This window comes from Duganella kummerowiae, from assembly GCF_053572355.1.
The window spans coordinates 721,617-738,756 of sequence record NZ_JBKFEH010000008.1; the positions used below are offsets into that span (position 1 = coordinate 721,617).

14 protein-coding genes are annotated in these 17,140 nt (G+C 65.9%); 6 read left to right on the forward strand and 8 right to left on the reverse strand.

Annotation, left to right across the window (positions count from 1 at the left end):
• Positions 1-102: 102 nt before the first annotated feature.
• The 3 genes from ACLB1G_RS11060 (at position 103) to ACLB1G_RS11070 (ending at position 6,867) form a co-directional block, all read left to right on the forward strand.
• The gene (locus ACLB1G_RS11060) at positions 103-3,552 is read left to right on the forward strand and encodes a response regulator (RefSeq protein ID WP_491627244.1); all 3,450 of its coding nucleotides are present in this window, start codon (positions 103-105) and stop codon (positions 3,550-3,552) included.
• 188 nt (positions 3,553-3,740) lie between these two features.
• Positions 3,741-6,020, forward strand: coding sequence for a catecholate siderophore receptor Fiu (locus ACLB1G_RS11065; protein WP_491627245.1), 2,280 nt, complete (start codon positions 3,741-3,743; stop codon positions 6,018-6,020).
• 169 nt (positions 6,021-6,189) lie between these two features.
• Positions 6,190-6,867, forward strand: a complete 678-nt coding sequence (locus ACLB1G_RS11070) for a Fe2+-dependent dioxygenase (protein ID WP_491627246.1) — start codon at positions 6,190-6,192, stop codon at positions 6,865-6,867.
• A gap of 18 nt (positions 6,868-6,885) precedes the next feature.
• Here ACLB1G_RS11070 and ACLB1G_RS11075 read toward each other — a convergent pair whose 3' ends face one another.
• Genes ACLB1G_RS11075 through ACLB1G_RS11085 form a run of 3 tightly spaced genes read right to left on the reverse strand, consistent with a single transcriptional unit; the run spans position 6,886 to position 11,305 of the window.
• Positions 6,886-8,754: a sensor histidine kinase, YfiR-like protein-associated gene (locus ACLB1G_RS11075; RefSeq protein WP_491627247.1), complete on the reverse strand. Its 1,869-nt coding sequence runs from the start codon at positions 8,752-8,754 to the stop codon at positions 6,886-6,888.
• Positions 8,754-9,392 carry a TOL_0243 family YfiR-like periplasmic protein gene (locus tag ACLB1G_RS11080; protein WP_491627248.1) on the reverse strand — a complete coding sequence of 213 codons (639 nt, stop codon included), beginning with the start codon at positions 9,390-9,392 and terminating at the stop codon, positions 8,754-8,756. Before ACLB1G_RS11080 ends, ACLB1G_RS11075 begins: the two co-directional genes overlap by 1 nt.
• Positions 9,393-9,394: 2 nt before the next feature.
• A complete protein-coding gene (locus ACLB1G_RS11085; RefSeq protein WP_491627249.1) occupies positions 9,395-11,305 on the reverse strand; it encodes a TOL_0244 family TonB-dependent receptor in 1,911 nt (636 codons plus the stop codon).
• 168 nt (positions 11,306-11,473) lie between these two features.
• Here ACLB1G_RS11085 and ACLB1G_RS11090 point away from each other — a divergent pair, with 168 nt between their 5' ends.
• The gene (locus ACLB1G_RS11090) at positions 11,474-12,427 is read left to right on the forward strand and encodes a 2-hydroxyacid dehydrogenase (protein WP_491627250.1); all 954 of its coding nucleotides are present in this window, start codon (positions 11,474-11,476) and stop codon (positions 12,425-12,427) included.
• Here ACLB1G_RS11090 and ACLB1G_RS11095 read toward each other — a convergent pair whose 3' ends face one another.
• Entirely contained in the window at positions 12,428-13,318 is an 891-nt protein-coding gene (locus tag ACLB1G_RS11095) for a LysR family transcriptional regulator (RefSeq protein ID WP_491627251.1), read from the reverse strand. It lies immediately after the preceding gene.
• Between the two features lie 104 nt (positions 13,319-13,422).
• On the opposite strand from ACLB1G_RS11095, the gene ACLB1G_RS11100 reads away from it, so the two are divergent.
• Positions 13,423-13,848, forward strand: a complete 426-nt coding sequence (locus ACLB1G_RS11100; protein WP_491627252.1) for a DoxX family protein — start codon at positions 13,423-13,425, stop codon at positions 13,846-13,848.
• On the opposite strand, the gene ACLB1G_RS11105 is transcribed toward ACLB1G_RS11100, so the two are convergent.
• The 4 genes from ACLB1G_RS11105 to ACLB1G_RS11120 form a co-directional block, all read right to left on the reverse strand.
• A complete protein-coding gene (locus ACLB1G_RS11105; protein ID WP_491627253.1) occupies positions 13,838-15,109 on the reverse strand; it encodes a DUF445 domain-containing protein in 1,272 nt (423 codons plus the stop codon). The genes ACLB1G_RS11100 and ACLB1G_RS11105 overlap by 11 nt on opposite strands.
• A gap of 103 nt (positions 15,110-15,212) precedes the next feature.
• Positions 15,213-15,752, reverse strand: a complete 540-nt coding sequence (locus ACLB1G_RS11110) for a CPBP family glutamic-type intramembrane protease (RefSeq protein WP_491627254.1) — start codon at positions 15,750-15,752, stop codon at positions 15,213-15,215.
• Between the two features lie 55 nt (positions 15,753-15,807).
• Positions 15,808-15,972: a hypothetical protein gene (locus tag ACLB1G_RS11115; protein ID WP_491627255.1), complete on the reverse strand. Its 165-nt coding sequence runs from the start codon at positions 15,970-15,972 to the stop codon at positions 15,808-15,810.
• Between the two features lie 32 nt (positions 15,973-16,004).
• Complete coding sequence (locus ACLB1G_RS11120) at positions 16,005-16,169, reverse strand: hypothetical protein (RefSeq protein WP_491627256.1); 165 nt, start codon at positions 16,167-16,169, stop codon at positions 16,005-16,007.
• A 307-nt stretch (positions 16,170-16,476) separates the two neighbouring features.
• Here ACLB1G_RS11120 and ACLB1G_RS11125 point away from each other — a divergent pair.
• The coding region (locus ACLB1G_RS11125) for an HlyD family secretion protein (RefSeq protein ID WP_491627257.1) at positions 16,477-17,140 on the forward strand (664 nt) is incomplete at its 3' end.

The window sequence follows — 17,140 nt, forward strand, 5'->3', positions numbered from 1 at the left end:
ACAGTGCAGTGCCTGCTCCTTGCCAATCCCGCCCATTGCGGGGAAAATCCCTAGCAATATGGCAATTCCTCCGATCGCCCCGACCCCGCTTGCAAGGAAGACATGAAGCCTCTCGGCATCAAAGCCAAGGTCGCGCTGGCCACCAGCATTACCTCCATCCTGATGATCGCCCTCGTTACCGTGGTGCAAATGCAACGGATGCAGGACGACTTCACGCGGGTGCTGTTCGCCCAGCAGACGGCGCTGATCAACCGCACTGCCGAGGAGCTGGACGACAAGCTGCTGATGCTGCTCGACATCATCGCGGTCTCGGCCCGCAACCAGCCGCTGGCCATCGCTGCCGATCCCGAGCGCCTGCGCGACTACTACCGCGACCGCGCCGTGCTGGCCCTGTTCGACGACCTGCTGGTGCTCAACCCGGCCGGCGACGTGATCGCCGATCTGCCGGTGGTGCCGGGCCGCACCCAGGTCAACGCGTCCGACCGCGCCTATTTCAAGAAGGTCATGCAAACCCGCAAGCCCATGATCACCGAACCGGTGATCGGCAAGACCAACAAGCAGCCCATCGTGCAGATGATCGCACCGGTGCTGGACGACAACGGCGAAGTGCGCTGCCTGCTGATGGGCGTACTGCGCCTCTACAAGGACAACCTGCTGGGCCATTTGCGCACCGCCAAGGTGGGCCGCAGCGGCTACTACTTCGCCCTGACCCGCGGCCAGCCCTCGCTGTACGTGCTGCATCCGGACACCAGCCGCCTGCTGCAGCCGCGCCAGCCCAACGCCAATCCGGCCACCACGCGCGCCCTGGATGACGGCTTCGAGGGTTCCATGCTGGGCACCACCAGCAACGGCACCCGCGCCCTGAACAGCTACAAGCAGCTGCAAGCGGTGGACTGGCTGCTGGCCGCCTCGCTGCCCATGGAGGAAGCGTTCGAGCCCTTCAACGGCGTGCTGTACCGCCTGCTGGCCTGGAGCGCCGCGGCCTCGCTGCTGTCGGCCGCCGTGATCGGCTGGCTGACGCTGCGCCTGATGGCGCCGCTGGTGCGCCTGCGCGACGCCATTGCCGTGCTGCGCAGCGACGCCCGCCGCTTCACGCCGCTGCCAGTGCGGACCGAGGACGAGGTCGGCCAGCTGACGGCCGCCTTCAACAGCCTGATGCACGAGCGCCTGTCGGCCGACGCCCGCCTGCAAAGCCTGATCGAGTTCGCCCCCAACGCCATCGTGGTGGTGGGCGTGGACGGCCGCATCGAAACCTTCAACCGCCAGGCCGAGCGCTATTTCGGCTATCAACGCGAGGAAGTGCTGGGCCAGCCGCTGGAAGTACTGGTGCCGGAGCGCCTGCGCAGCCTGCACCAGCGCCACCGCACCCAGTTCTTCGCCGAGCGCCTCAGCGCCGAACCGTCGCGCATGGGGCCGGGCCAGGATTTATATGGCCTGCGGCGCGACGGCAGCGAATTCCCGATCGAGGTCAACCTCAGCGCGGTGCGCACCGACCAGGGCACCAAGGTACTGGCCGTGGTGTCCGACATCACCGAACGGCACCGCCTGCGGCTGGAGCTGGAGGCGCGCGCCGTCGAGCTGGAGCAGGAGCGCGACCGCGCCGAGGCCGCCAACCGCGCCAAGAGCGAGTTCGTGGCCAACATGAGCCACGAAATCCGCACGCCCATGAACGCCGTGCTGGGCATGGTCTACCTGCTGGGCAATACCGACCTCAGCGCGCAGCAACGCAAGTACCTGAGCATGGTGCGGGTCTCGGGCCAGTCGCTGCTGGGCATCCTCAACGACGTGCTGGACTTCTCCAAGATCGAGGCGCGCCACATGGAACTGTCGCCGGTGGAGTTCGCGCTGGAGGAAGTGATGAACTCGCTGGCCACCACCATGACCATGAACGCCGGCGACAAGGAACTGGAATTGGCCATCGCGGTCGACGCCGGGGTGCCGCGCATGCTGCGCGGCGACTCGCTGCGGCTGCAGCAAATCCTGGTCAACCTGGCCGGCAACGCCATCAAGTTCACCGAGCAGGGCGAGGTGGTGGTCAGCGTGTCGCTGGCGCGCCAGGACGGCGATCGCGCCTTGCTGCGCTTCGAGGTGCGCGACACCGGCATCGGCATCACCGAGCAGCAACAGGCCCAGCTGTTCAACGCCTTCTCCCAGGGCGACCAGAGCATCACGCGGCGCTTCGGCGGCACCGGCCTGGGCCTGGCCATCACCAAGCGCCTGATCGAGCTGATGGGCGGCCAGATCGCGGTCGACAGCCGTGCCGGGCAAGGCACCACCTTCTGGTTCAGCCTGCCATTCGAGGTGCTGCCCGAGCCAGCCGGCGAGAAACGCAAGCCCGACCTGGGCGCGCTGCGCCTGCTGGTGGCCGACGACAACCGCACCAGCCGCGAGCTGATCAGCAAGCTGATACGGGCCTGGGGCTGGCAGGCTGACGAGGTCGATTCCGGCGCCGCCGCCCTGCAGCGCTACCGCCAGAGCCGCCACGGCGGCCAGCCCTACGATGTCGTGCTGGCCGACTGGCACATGCCGGGCATGAACGGGCTGGCCACGGCCAAGGGCATACGCGAGGAGGCCGAGGGCCAGAAACAGCCCATCGTGGTGATGGTCAACGCCTTCGCGCGCGACCGCCTGGAGGAGATTTCCAGCGCACCCGAGGCCGACGTGGTGCTGGTCAAGCCGATCACCAGCTCCAGCCTGTTCGACGCCCTGCACCAGGCCCTGGCGGCCCAGGCCGACGGCGAACCGGCGCCACTGGAGCAGGGCATTGCCGGCCGCCTGGACGGCGTGCATGTGCTGCTGGTGGAAGACAACCTGCTGAACCAGGCGGTGGCGCGCGGCATCCTGGAGCACGCCGGCGCCACGCTGGAGGTGGCCGGCGACGGCCAGCAGGCGGTGGACATGATGCGCGCCGGCGCCGGGCGCTACGACCTGGTGCTGATGGACATGCAGATGCCGGTCATGGACGGCTTCACCGCCACCCGCATCCTGCGCCAGGAGTTGGGCCTGGCGCTGCCCATCATCGCCATGACGGCCGGGGTGCTGGATTCCGAGCGCAGCCGCAGCATGGAGGCCGGCATCAGCGATTTCATCCCCAAGCCCATCGAGGTCGAGCACATGCTGGCAGTGATCGCGCGCCACCTGCCGCCCCGGCCCGCCGCCACCACGGAGGCAACCGAGGCCGCGCCGGCGCCCGATCCCGGAGCGTTCAGCATGGACAGCCTGATAAAGGTCATGGGCCGCGATCCCAAGGGCCGCGGCGTGATGGTGAAAATGGTGCGCGCCGCGCTGGAAGCCGGCATGGCGCCGGTGGAACAGGCCGGCCAAGCCCTGCGCGAAGGGCGCCTGCACGACGCGGCCAAGCTGTTCCACGGCCTGCGCGGTGCGGTCGGCGTGCTGGGCGCCAAGCGCCTGATCCAGGCCACCATCGCCGCCGAAGCCGCCATCAACGAAGGCCGCGAAGAGGAAGCCGGGCAGCACTACCTGGACGTCAAGGCCGAGCTGGAACTCACCCTGGCCCAGGCCGCAGCCTGGCTGCGCCAGCAAGGTGAGTGAGCCGGGTGCCGTTTACACGACATCATCCTCTCTGCGATATTTCACTTCTAAATCAAAAACTTAGCCTGCCTGCGTCCTGATTGCGACTGATATTGATAACTATTCTCATTTACAATGAGAATAGTTCTCGTTACAATCTCTCACATTCTTTAAATGCATCGTTCCATCAGGAAAGTGAGAACAGGTAAATGATCAAGAGCCGCAAGCACGCCCCCACCCGTTTCAACCAGAGCATGAGCGCCGCCCTGGCCGCCATGCTGCTGCCGGTGGCGGCCCAGGCCGCGCCGGACGCGCAGCCACAGGCCCCCGCCGCCGCCCCGCAGACCCTGCAAGAAGTGCAGGTCCAGGCCAGCCGCGAAAATGAGTTCAAGGCCGAGCGCGCCTCTTCGCCGAAATACACGGAAAAACTGGTGGACACGGCCCAGACCCTGACCGTCATCAAGAAAGACCTGTTCGAGCAGCAGGGCGCCACCACCCTGACCGAAGCGCTGCGCAACACCCCCGGCGTGGGCGCCTTCTTCCTGGGCGAGAATGGCAGCACCAACACCGGCGACGCCATCTACATGCGCGGCTTCGACGCCTCGTCCTCGATCTATGTGGACGGCGTGCGCGACGTCGGCTCGATCTCGCGCGACACCTTCAACATCGAACAAATCGATGTGCTCAAAGGCCCGGCCGGCACCGACAACGGCCGCAGCTCGCCGACCGGCTCGATCAACCTGGTGTCCAAGCAAGCCAACCTGGAAGAAGCCTATACCGGCAACCTGACCTTCGGCAGCGGCAAGCAGAAGCGCGCCACCGCCGACATCAACCACGTCATCAATCCGGAAACCGGCACCGCCTTCCGCCTCAATCTGCTGGAGCAGGACAGCGGCAACCCGGCGCGCGACGTGGTCACCAACAAGCGCTGGGGCGTGGCGCCCTCGCTGGCGTTCGGCCTGAACAGCCCGACCCGCGTCTACCTGAACTACCTGCACGTCGACCAGGACAATATTCCGGACGGCGGCGTGCCCACCGTCGGCCTGCCCGGCTACAGCGCGCCGGCCTCGACCGCGACCAACAACGTGGCCGCCATCGGCAGCGCGCCCAAGGTTGATCCGAGCAACTTCTACGGCACCACGCAGGACCATGACAAGGTCAAGGCCGACATGGCCACCGTGCGCGTCGAGCACGACTTCGCCGGCGGCGCGCGCCTGGTCAACACCAGCCGCTATGGCAAGACCAAGGAAGACTACCTGCTGACCTCCTTCATGGTCACCGCCGCCAACCTGATCAACATCAGCAACGCCGACCGTTCCACCTGGCAGCTGCGCCGCAGCACCCCGACCTACAAGGACCAGCTGAACGAAATCCTGACCAACCAGACCACCATGAGCGCCGACTTCATCACCGGCGCCGTCAAGCACACCGTGGTCGGCGGCGTGGAACTGACCAGCGAGAAGCAGACCAACTACAGCCTGGGCCTGACCGGCGGCACCCTGCTGCCGATCGCTAACTTCTACCACCCGAACTACAACGATACGGTCAACATCACCTATGCCCGCACCGGCGCCCGCACCCAGGGCGAGATGAATACCCAGAGCGCCTATGTGTTCGACACCGTCAAGGTGGGCGAGCAGTGGATCTTCAACGGCGGCGTGCGCCTGGACCACTACAACCTGGACTATACCGCCATCGCCGCCACCACCAACGTGGCCACCAACCTGACCAACAGCGACAACCTGTGGACCGGCAAGATCTCGGCCCTGTACAAGCCGACCCCGAACAGCAGCGTGTACGCCCTGGTGGGCAACTCGAAAGCGCCGCCGGGCGGCACCAACTTCACCCTGAGCGCCAGCGCCAACAGCGCCGCCAATCCCAAGTTCGATCCGCAGGAAACCACCAATTACGAGCTGGGCACCAAGTGGGACTTGCTGGATCAGAAACTGTCGCTGACCGCCACCGTGTTCCGCACCGTGGTCAAGAATGAGATCGAGCAGGACCCGGTCGATGCGCTGTACTACCAGACCGGCAAGAAGCGCGTGCAGGGCGTGGAACTGGGCGTGACCGGCGAAGTGGCGCGCGGCTGGCTGGTCAGCGCTGGCTACACCCGCCAGTCCACCAGCGTGGAATCGGGCAAGGTGGTGACCGCCAACGGCCAGAACCAGCTGACCTACACCCCGAAACAATCGTTCACCGCGTGGACCTCGTACAAGCTGCCCATGGGCCTGACCATAGGCGGTGGCGCCCGCTTCGTCGACAAGCTGCTGCGCGGCACCGACGGCGCCATCGGCACCCCGGCTTATGCCGATTCCTACTGGGTGTTCGACGCCATGGCCGGCTACGCCGTCAGCAAGAACATCGACCTGCGCCTGAACGTGTACAACCTGGCCGACAAGGAATACGTCCAGGCCATCAACAAGTCCGGCTACCGCTATACTCCGGGTACGCCGCGTGCGGCCAGCGTCACCGCCAACTTCAAGTTCTGAGTTTCGGAGGGCGTATCAACATGAGCATGGCGTCGTTGCAGCTCCTCGCCGTGCAGCCGCACTGTCTTCGTCGCAGCGCCTAGCCACGCTCATGTTGAAACGCCCTCTTAGCTTGAGCTGACCGCCCCGCCCTCGCCGGCGGGGCTTTTGCATTCAAGGAAACATCATCATGATGCTGCACATACCCGAAGTCCTGACGCGCGACCAAGTGGCCGCCATGCGCCGCCGCCTGGATGAGACCGACTGGGTCGACGGCCGCGCCACCGTGGGCGGCCAGGGCGCCCAGGTCAAGCAGAACCGCCAGCTGGCGGAAGGCTCGCCGGCCGCGCTGGAGCTGGGCCAGCTGGTGCTGGACGCGCTGGCGCGCAATCCGCTGTTCTTCGCGGCGGCCCTGCCCAGGCGCACCTGTCCGCCGCTGTTCAACTGCTATGCCGGCGGCGAGCACTACGGCAACCACGTGGACGGCTCCATGCGCCGCCTGCCGGACGGCGGCTGGCTGCGCACCGACGTGTCGTCCACCCTGTTCCTGTGCGATCCGGAGGACTACGACGGCGGCGAACTGATCGTGGAGGACGCCTACGGCGAGCACGAGGTCAAGCTGCCTGCCGGCGACCTGATCGTGTATCCCTCGACCAGCATCCACCGGGTGCAGCCGGTCACGCGCGGGGCGCGCATCTGCAGCTTCTTCTGGACCCAGAGCATGGTGCGCGACGACGCCCGCCGCGCCATGCTGCTGGACCTGGACCGCAACATCCAGGCCCTGCGCGCCAGGCTGGGCGACTGCCCGGAACTGGTGGGGCTCACCGGCCATTACCACAACCTGCTGCGCCAGTGGAGCGAAGTCTGAGGGTGTCCGGCGCAGTCGTCAGCCCCTCAGGATGGCGTCGATCTGCTCGAAGCTGACCGGTTTCACCAGGTGCACCGCGAAGCCGGCTTCGGCCGCCAGTTCGCGGTCCTTTTGCTGGCCCCAGCCGGTCACCGCCACCAGCACGGCGCGCTCCAGGCCCGGCAGGCGGCGGATGCCGCGCGCCAGGTCGTAGCCGTTCAGGCGCGGCAGGCCGATGTCGAGGAAGCAGTAGTCGGGGAAGAAGCTGGCGGCCTGGGCCAGCGCCTCGGCGCCGTCGTAGGCGATGGACACGGTGTGGCCCTGCGAGCCCAGCAAGGCGCCTATGCTGTTGACGAAATCGATGTTGTCGTCGGCCAGCAGGATGCGGTGGCCGCGCCCGGCAGGCCGCGCCGTGTCGGCCTCGGCGGCCAGCGGGCCGCCCAGCGACAGCAGCGGCAGGGTCAGCACGAATTCGCTGCCTTGGCCCACGCCGTCGCTGTAGGCCTCGATGGTGCCGCCGTGCAGGGCCGCCAGGTGGCGCGCCAGCGACAGTCCTACCCCCAGGCCGGCGTTGCTGCGCTCCAGCGAAGAATCGGCCTGCACGAACATGCCGAAGATCTGGCCCAGCATCTCGGGCGCGATGCCGATGCCGTTGTCGCGCACCCGCACCTGGACCCGCGCCCCGCGCATGTCCGCCACCAGTTCGATCAGCCCGCCCCGGTTGGTGTACTTGGCGGCGTTGTTGAGCAGGTTGGCCAGAATTTGCGCCAGCCGGGTCGGGTCGCCCTCCACCATCAGGCCAGGCGGCGGCGGCGTCACCTGCAGCGCGTGATCCTGGGCCTCGATCAGGGGCCGCACGCTTTCCAGCGCATCGTTCAGCACGGTGGCGAACTCGACCGGCTCGCGCTTGATGGCCAGCTTGCCGGTATTGATGCGCGAGACGTCCAGCAAGTCGTCCACCAGCCGCACCATCTGCTTGAGCTGGCGCTCCATGATGGCGCGCGCGCGCTGGCCGGCCACGGCGTCGTTGGGGTTGATGCGCAGGATGTCCAGCCCGGTGCGGATCGGCGCCAGCGGGTTGCGCAGCTCGTGCGCCAGGGTGGCCAGGAACTCGTCCTTGCGGCGGTCGGCCAGCAACAGGGCGCGCTCGGCGCCCTTGCGCTCGGCCATTTCGTGCTGCAGGGTAAGGTTGGCTTCCTGCAGTTCGCTGGCGCTGCGTTCGACCTCGCCCAGCATGGCGTTGAAGGCCGCCACCAGGGTGCCGATCTCGCCGTGGCCGCTGGCCGGCACCCGCAGGCTGAAGTCGCGCTGCTGCATCACGCCGCGCGCCACCCCGGTCACGGCCGCCAGCGGCTCGGTGATACCGCGCTGCAGCCGGGTCGCCACCAGGGCCGCCGCCGCCAGGCTGCACAGCATCACGGCGCCCAGGATCAGGCCGTACGATTGCAGGCGCTCCATCAGCGGGTAGCGCGCCACCAGGTAGACCGCGCCCACCGTTTCGCCATGGTCGCTGATGGCGCGCGCCACCAGCAGGCGATCGCCCTCGATGCGGTAGCCGATATTGCCGGGGCTGGCCGGCAGGGCCGGCGCCTGCGCGGACTGGGCATAGGAGGCAAACAGGCGGCCGTCGGCGCCGTAGATGGCGCCGGCGAGGATTTGCGGGCGCAGCTGCAGCAGGGCCAGGTTCTGGCGCGCCGCCGCCACATCGTTGAAGCTGAGCGCGGGCGCGCTGACCATGGCCACGATGTCGGCCTGGGTGGTCACGTCGTCTATCCAGCCCTGCTGGAAGGTGTTGAGCTCATACACCACCATGGCGGCCGAGGTCAGCAGCAGGGCCGCCAGGGTGGTGGCCAGGGCCATCAGGATCAGCCTGGCCCTGACCGTGGCCCGGCGCCACTGGCGCCGCATCAGAGGCCGCCCTTCTGCACCGCGTAGGCCACCGACAGCAGGCGCGAGCTCAGCTTCAGGTTGCTTTTCTCGGCCGCCTCCAGCGACACCTCGAAGCGCACGCGCTGGTCGATCAGTCGAAAATTGATCACGCTGCCCGTAGCCAGCCCCAGGTCCGACTCGGTCACGGTCAGCACGCTGGCCTGCTGGGCGCTGCGCAGCAGCGGCGCGGCGCGCGCCGTCATGGTGGCGCCCACGAACAGCAGGTGCACCCCGGCCAGGCTGTCGCCCTCGCGCAGCACGCGCACCTGCACCGGACGCTGGTTGATGCTGCGCCCGGCCGTGATGCGCACCAGCTCGCCGGCCAGGCTGTCGGCCTCCATCACGCCGATTACGAATGGCGCCGTGGCGGCGTCGGCGGCCGGCGGGAATTCCACGTAGCCAAGGAATTTATACAGGAAGGCGGCTTTCACGCCGCGCTCCACGGCCTGTGTGTCCTGGGCCAGGGCCGGCGCGGGCGCCAGCGCGGCGCAGGCGCCCGCACCCAGCAGCACGCACAGCAGCGCGGAGCGCAGCGACGACAGCAGAGGAGACGGCAGGGCGCCCAGGCGCGAGCGCAGCGCGCACCATGCGGATCGTGGGGGCAGGGATCGCATCATGGTCAGAACCGCTGGCTCAGGCGCAGCAGCAGGCTGCGCGTCATGACGTTGCGTCCGGTGTCCACCCCGAATTCGGCATGGTCGCGGTGCAGCAGGTTCTGGCCCTGCAGCGACAAGTCCAGCGTCGGGCTGAGCTTGTAGCGCCATTGCAGGTCCAGCTCGGTATAGGCAGGCAGGGCCGGATCGGGCAGGCTGCTGGTGTGGCGCAGGTGCAGGTCCCAGCTGCTGCGTTCCGACCAGTCGTGGCTGACGCGCAGCAGCCAGTGGTTGGCCGGATCGTCGGTGTACAGGCCACGGGTACGGCTGGTGTCGCGGCTGCCCGGCAGCAGCGTGGTCTCGACCCGCTGCGCCACCAGGCCGGCATCCAGGCGCCAGGCCGGTGCCGGCTGCCACTGGGCCCACAGTTCGACGCCGTTGGAGCGGCCCTGGCCCATGTTCTGGATCAACGCGCCGCCGGTGCGCTGCTGCTCGATGGTGCGCAGGCGGTCGAAGTCGCTGAAGTACAGCGTGGCCGAATACGACAGCCCGGGTAGCGGCTGGGCCCGGTAGCCAATCTCGGCCACCTTGGCCAGCTCGGATTTCATGTCCTCGCCGCCAGCCAGGAAATACACGGGCTTGCCAGCGATGATCAACGGCCGCGCCGGGGCGTACCAGTCATGGTCGATGCGGGCCGGGGCCCGCACCGAGCGGGTCAGGCTGCCCCACAGCAGGCCGCCGCCGTCGCGGTTCCAGGCCAGGCGCAGGCTGGGCAGGGTTTCGCCGCCGGTGTAGCGGTTGTGCTCGGTCTTGATCCCGGCGGTCAGCTTCAGGCTGGGCAGCAGGCTGATCTCGTCCTGCAGGAACAGGTTACTCCAGTGCAGGTTGATGTGCTCGGGCAGGAAGGCGGTTGAGCCGCGGTTGACCACCCGGTCGCGGCTGTAGCGGTAGCCGCCGCCCCACACCAGCTGATGGCGTTCGCCTAGGCGCAGGCTGTGCTGCAGCTCCAGGTCCACGGTGTGCACCATGTCGTCATAGGCGTTCGGCTGGGCCCGTTCGGTATGGTCCAGGATGGCCTGCAGGCGCACGCTGCCATAGCTGCCGAAGTCGCGCGTCACCCGGCCCAGCAGGTTGACGCCGCTGATGCGCACGGGACCCTCGATCAGCTTGTTGACCAGGCCCTGGTAGGCGTCGCTGGAAACGGTGACGGCGCCGTCCGGCCGCTGCCAGTCGGCGCGGAAGCCGGCCTGGGACCGGTGCCACGAAGTCTGGGAGGGCGCGCCGTTGACATCCTCGCTGGGGTCGTGCTGGCCATACTTGCCGTAAACGCGGTAGTGGCCGTCGCCCACGGCGCCGCCGTAGCGCAGCGCGCCAGCGTTCTGGTCGTTGCCGGCCACCCCGACCAGCAGGCCGCCCTGGGTCTCGGACGCCTTGCGCGTGATCACGTTGATGACGCCGTTGACGGCGTTGGCGCCCCAGATGGTGGCGCCCGGGCCGCTGATCACCTCGATGCGCTCGACGTCCTCCAGCATGACATCCTGGGCGTCCCAGAACACGCCGGAAAACAGCGGCGTATAGATGCTGCGCCCATCTATCATGACCAGCAGCTTGTTGGCGAAAGTGCTGTTGTAGCCGCGCGCCGAAATGGCGTAGCCGCTGGCGTCGACCCGGGCCACGTTCAGGTTGGGCGCCAGCCGCAGCGCCTCGGGCAGGGTCTGGGCGCCGCTGCGGCGGATGTCGGCATTGCTGATGATGAAGATGGAGGCCGCCGCATCGGACAGCTTTTCCTCCTGGCGCGTGACCGAGGTGACCACCACGTCGCTGAGCTGTTCCAGCGACAGGTCGGCCAGTTCCGGAGGGAGCTCCTCGGCAGCGGCAGGCGCGGCCAGCCCGGCCAGCAAGGGCAGGGCAAGTAAGCGGACGACAAAACGCTGCATGGTAGGGTGCTTTCTCCTGGTGCTTGCGCGATTATAGTCGCATAACTTAACAATCAGGCATGCTGAATTGATACTATTTTACAATGTTGCGTGGATTCCACCATTTTCGCTTCGGTAAGAATACGGTAAACGGCGCATAATCGGCTTTCCTTAGCTAAAGCGAGCCTCATGAAACCGGAAATACTCGTGTTCGCGGCCAGTCCCTCGGCGGCCGTCATGGACCAGCTGGAGCAGCATTTCATTTGCCACCACGTGTGGCGGTGCCCGGCGCCGCAGCAGGACGCCCTGATCGACAGCGTGGCGCTGCGGGTGCGCGCCGTGATGACGGTCGGCTCCATCGGCATGCCGGCGGCGCTGGCGGCGCGCCTGCCCAGGCTGGAGCTGGTGGCCCTGAACAGCGTCGGCTACGACCAGGTCGACCTGGCGGCGCTGCGGGCGCGCGGCATTGCCGTCACCAACACGCCCGGAGTGCTGACCGACGACGTGGCCGACCTGGCCGTGCTGCTGCTGCTGGCGGCCGCGCGCCGCCTGCCGGCCATGGACCGCTACGTGCGCGACGGCGGCTGGGCCGCGCGCCAGCCCCTCCAGCCGGCGCGCGCCGTGCGCGGCAAGGTGGCCGGCATCTACGGCTACGGCCGCATCGGCCAGGCCATCGCAGCCCGCTTGCGCCCGATGGGACTGGAGATACGCTATTTCCAGCCGCGCGCCATCGAAGGCGCGGACGCCCCGCGCGCCGGCTCGCTGCTGGAACTGGCCGCACAAAGCGACTACCTGATCCTGGCCGCGCCGGCCACGGCCGCCACCCGCCACGCGGTTGATGCCGGGGTGCTGGACGCGCTCGGTCCGCAGGGTACGCTGGTGAACATCGCGCGCGGTTCGCTGGTCGATGAGCCGGCCCTGGTCGCGGCCCTGCAGTCGGGCCGCCTGGGCGCCGCCGCGCTGGACGTGTTCGAGCACGAGCCGCAGGTGCCCGAGGCCCTGCGCGCGCTGGACCAGGTGGTGCTGACGCCGCACATCGGCAGCCTGACCGAGGAAACCCGCCACGCCATGGGCCAGCTCACGGTGGACAACCTGCTGGCCCACTTTGCCGGCCGGCCTTTGCTCACCCCGGTGCTGAAGTAATCAAGCCTGTTTCAGGCGGCTGATGAACCAGCGTCCGGCCGGCCCGGGCGGACTGTGCTTCATGTGCGCCGCGTGCATGGAAAAGCCGCCGCCATAGGTGGGATGGACTTCCAGCTCCATGCGCACCAGTTGCCCCGTGCGCAGGTCATCCTCCACCATGTGCAGCGGCATGTGGCCCCATCCCAGGCCGGCGCGCAGGAAGGCATGCTTGGCGCCCAGGTCGCCCAGCTTCCAGGTCTGGGCCGACATCACACCGAAATCGCGCCCGCTGGTCAGGGTGGAGCGGTCGGTCAGCACCAGCTGCACGTGCTGCGAGGCCACCGAACGCTGCACCGTGCCCCGGATGGCCGCCAGCGGATGGCCGGGGGCCACCACGCTGACGGCCGGCACGCTCAGCAGATATTCCGTTTCCGTCCCCGCCGGCATCTCCGGCAGGCTGCCGACCACGGCCACCCGGCAGCGTCCATCGAGCAGCGGCTGCACCACCGCGCCCAGCGCCTCCACGTACAGGCGCAGCGGGATGCCGGGGAACTCTTGCTGGAAGGCTTGTACGGCGGCGGTCAGGCGGGCAATCGGGTACATGACATCGACCGCCACCGCCAGCTCCGGCTCCAGCCCTTCCGACAGGGTGCGGGCCCTGGCCTTGAAGGCGTCCATGCCGGCCACGGCGGCCTTGGCCTGGGCCAGCAGTGCGCGCCCATGTTCCGTCAACTGCGGATAGCGGCCGGCGCGGTCGAACAGCGCCAACCCGACCTGGGCTTCCAGGTTGGCCAGGGTGGTGCTCACCACCGACTGCGCGCGCCGCAATTTACGTCCGGCAGCGGAAAAGCTGCCTTCCTCGGCCGCCGCGATGAAGGTGCGCAGCTGGTCCAGCGACAGCGCGTCCAGCATATATCTGCTCCATAGATGGTATCCATCCAATTATATAGGCTTCCGCGATGGATGGCCGCGGCCTAAGATGGACACAACTTAACTCTTCCCTGAAAGGAAACATCATGAAAAACCTTAACACCAGCGCCATTCCCGCCATCGGCCGCGTCCTGCTGGCCACCGTGTTCGTGTTCAGCGGCATAGGCAAGATCCTGGCCCCGGCCGGCACCCTGGGCTACATCGAGTCGGCCGGCCTGCCGTTTGCCTCGCTGGCGCTGGCGGTGGCCATCGCGGTGGAGGTGGGCGGCGGCGCGCTGCTGGCCCTGGGCGTGCAAACCCGCGCCGTGGCCGCCGTGCTGGCCGCCTTCTCGGTGGTGACGGCGCTGGCCTTCCACCACAACATCGCCGACCAGAACCAGCTGATCCACCTGCTGAAAAACCTGTCCATGGCGGGCGGCCTGCTGCAGGTGGTGGCCTTCGGCGCCGGCGCCTGGAGCTTCGACAACCGCGGCCGCACCGTGGCCAGCGGCGTACGCACCGCTAATGCGTGAGCGCCGCGATCAGCAAGGAACTGCAATACAGCAGCAAGCCGATAAAGCCACCGACAATGGTGCCGTTGATGCGGATGTATTGCAGGTCCTTGCCGATGTTCAGTTCGATCAGCCGCGACATATCGTCCGGCTGCCAGTTTTTCACGGTGTCGCTGATGTGGCGGGTCAGGAAGGCGGCGAAGTCGGGCGCCATGGCGCGCGCCATCTGCCCCAGGTGTTCGTTGAGCGAAGCGCGCAGCGACGGATGGTCGGCCAGCTCGCGGCCCAGCCAGCGGCCCATGGCGGCGGCCTGCTGCTGCAGGCGTGAATCGGGGCGTTCCAGGTCGGCCTTGAGCCAGGCGCGGAAATCGCCCCACAGCTGGCCGATGTAATCGTTGAAGGCCGGTTCGTCACGCAGGTAGGCCTTGATGCGCTCGCCCTTGGCACGCAGTGCTTCCGAGGTTTTCAGCTGCTGCGACAGGCGCTGCACGGCCTCATCGACATAGCGGCGCAGCTCGTGTTCGGGATTCTCGCTGGCCTGGCGCAGTATCTTGTCCAGCGCGTCGGCGAGGATGTCGGCGGCGTGCTCGCTGATCCACTCGGTGGGCAGCAGCTTTTCCTTTTTCGGATGCTCGCTCTTGAGCCAGCCGACGATGCCGCGCGCGATGCCGGCCCGGTGCTCCTCGTTTTGCAGGAAGGCGATCAGCTGGCGCAGCACGGCGTCCAGCAACTGCTGGTGACGGCCGTCGCGGGTCAGGGTGTCCACGATATCGGCCAGGGTGGACGTTAAATCCACCTTGGCCAGGGCCGCGTGCAGGGCGTCGTGCAGGAAGCGGCGTATGCGCTCGTCGTCCGCCACTTCCAGCACGCCGGTGGCCAGGCGCACGGCGTAGCCGCCCAGCGCCGCATGGTTTTCCGCGCGCCCCAGCCAGGCTGTCAGCAGGGCGGCCGGATCGTGCTTGCGTATCAGGGCCACCAGCGAAGACGGGTCCAGGAATTTGTCGCGCACGAACACGGCCAGGTTGTCGGCGATCCGGTCCTTGTTGTGCGGGATGATGTTGGTGTGGGCCGACACGATGGGTATCGGAACGCGCCGGAACAGGGCCACCACGGCAAACCAGTCGGCCAGCGCGCCCACCATGGCCGCTTCCGCCACCGCCTTGGCGCCGCCGGTCCACACATTGGGCGGCAGCACCGAGGCCACCAGGAACACGGCGGCGGCCGCCAGCAGGAACAGTAGCGCGATGCGCTTGGCAGCTTTCAGTTCGGCTTCCTTGTCCATGCAGGCGTCTCCCGGAGTGGCGATGCCTCAGGGTAGCATGCGTGGCTTATTTGCCTACGCGCGGATGGATGGTTATCTTGCCGTGCAAGCTGCTTGGATGCAATTAGATTGGGTCCCAGGCCACCAGCGCGAGTAACAAGATATTCTGGGCCAAATGCGCCGATATGGTGGCGGTAGTCGCGATCCGCTTGCCTGCGCCTCGGCTCGCCAAATACACACATGACAACAGTAGCCCCGCCGTGAAATACACCAACGGTTTCCCATAGCTGTTGTGAGCTGCCGCGAATAGCGTGGCGCTGGTCACCACCCCGATCACGCGCCGGCTGCGCGTCGAATAGCCTATCCACTCCATAGGGAAACGTTGGAAAACATACGTTTCGAACCATGGTGCGAAGAAAATAGCCAACACCGCGATTAATGGCCAATTGGGAGGATCAGCGCTCGATAGATGTGGCCAAAAATTCGATTCCAGCATGGAAAATGCAAGGAACATAGGTACCGACAACAAGGAAAAAAAGGATCCTATGAGCAGCGCCTTGCCGGTCGTCGGATTGTCTATCAGACCAGGAATAAAAACCGGTAGTAGCATCCCTGCATCCTGCGAATCGTTAATAGACTGGGTGGCGGTAGCTTTATCTTTCATAGACATATCCTCAATTAATACATTTACACCCCAACGTAAGCTGGGGTGCGCCTGTTTATTTAGCTTGCTGCTCGGGCTGCGGCGGAGGATGATAGGTATCCTTCGCCCCCGCATATACCCCTTCAAAAAACTCGATGACATAGCCGATCAAAGTAACGGTTTTGACATTTTTTCCCGCTCCTGACACATCATCCAGTTCGGTTATGCTTAATCGTTTCATGTTTTTCCTCAAAAATAAGTAGTTCAACGCTACTAGACGCCGTACTGCATCGCGCTCAGCATAAAGTTTTCTTGAGCATCGACCGCACTCTGCGTCGTCATCGCCGCGCCTATTACATTGCCGATTTTGCGGCCGAGATCGCCTACCCACGAGCCTCCCGAAACGGATTCCATCTCTTCCGATGTTATTGCTTCCATTTGTACTCTCCTATAAAAATGCACTCCAGCATCGACATAATTGCGTCGTTAATCGTCTACCGCATCCTGCCCCCCGTCCTGGCCTGGGTGCATTGACAAGGGCGATTTTAGCGGAAAGCATGGTAATTGAAAAAAATACCTACAAATGATTTGATTTATAACAACGTCCAAGAGTGAATTGCTGCGATAGTGATATCCAACAAACATTTCTGAGTTAAAAATCTTTTGCGCATCTAATAAAATACCTTTTCACCATTCCATAACTTAAAAAATTCATTAATTGCTTAAATCTTTAATTAAGATAAAAATGTCTAATTCCTTGTATCGAGTCGAGGCCTTGGCAGCACATCAGGACAAACACATGGGAGAGGCGCTAATGATTCGCCCTATTTCCTGGCGCGCGTGCACTTATTGCTTGGTCGGATTGACAACAGCGCTGCTGATCTACGCCTGCACCGCCCACTACACGCGCCACGAGCACGTGTCGGGGTATTTGGTTCCCGATCTGGGCCTGGTGACGGTCGCTGCTCCACAGACCGGGATCGTGCAGGCCCGTTACGTGGCCGAAGGCGATATGGTCCGGCGCGGAGCGAGGCTCTACACGATCAGTTCCGATCACGCGGTAGCTGACGCTGCCAGTGCCGAGGCGATGGCACTGCAGACCCTTGAGCGGCGTCGCACTCTGCTGAAAATCAGCCTTCTGAAACAGGGATCCATCAACCGTATTGACCGTGAGAGCGTCGCGGCCCAGATACGCAGCACCATCGAGGAGATCAGTACCTTAGGCTTGCAAATGACCACGCAACAGCAACGCGTCAGCAACGCCAGCGCGGCGGTTGAGCGCTATCGCAAGCTGGTGGATGAGCACTTCGTATCCGACGCCCAGCTCCAAGCGCAGCAGGACGCGCTGCTGGAACAACAGAACCGCCTGCAGGAGCTGGCACGCGCCAAAGGTGCGCTGGAGCGTGAAC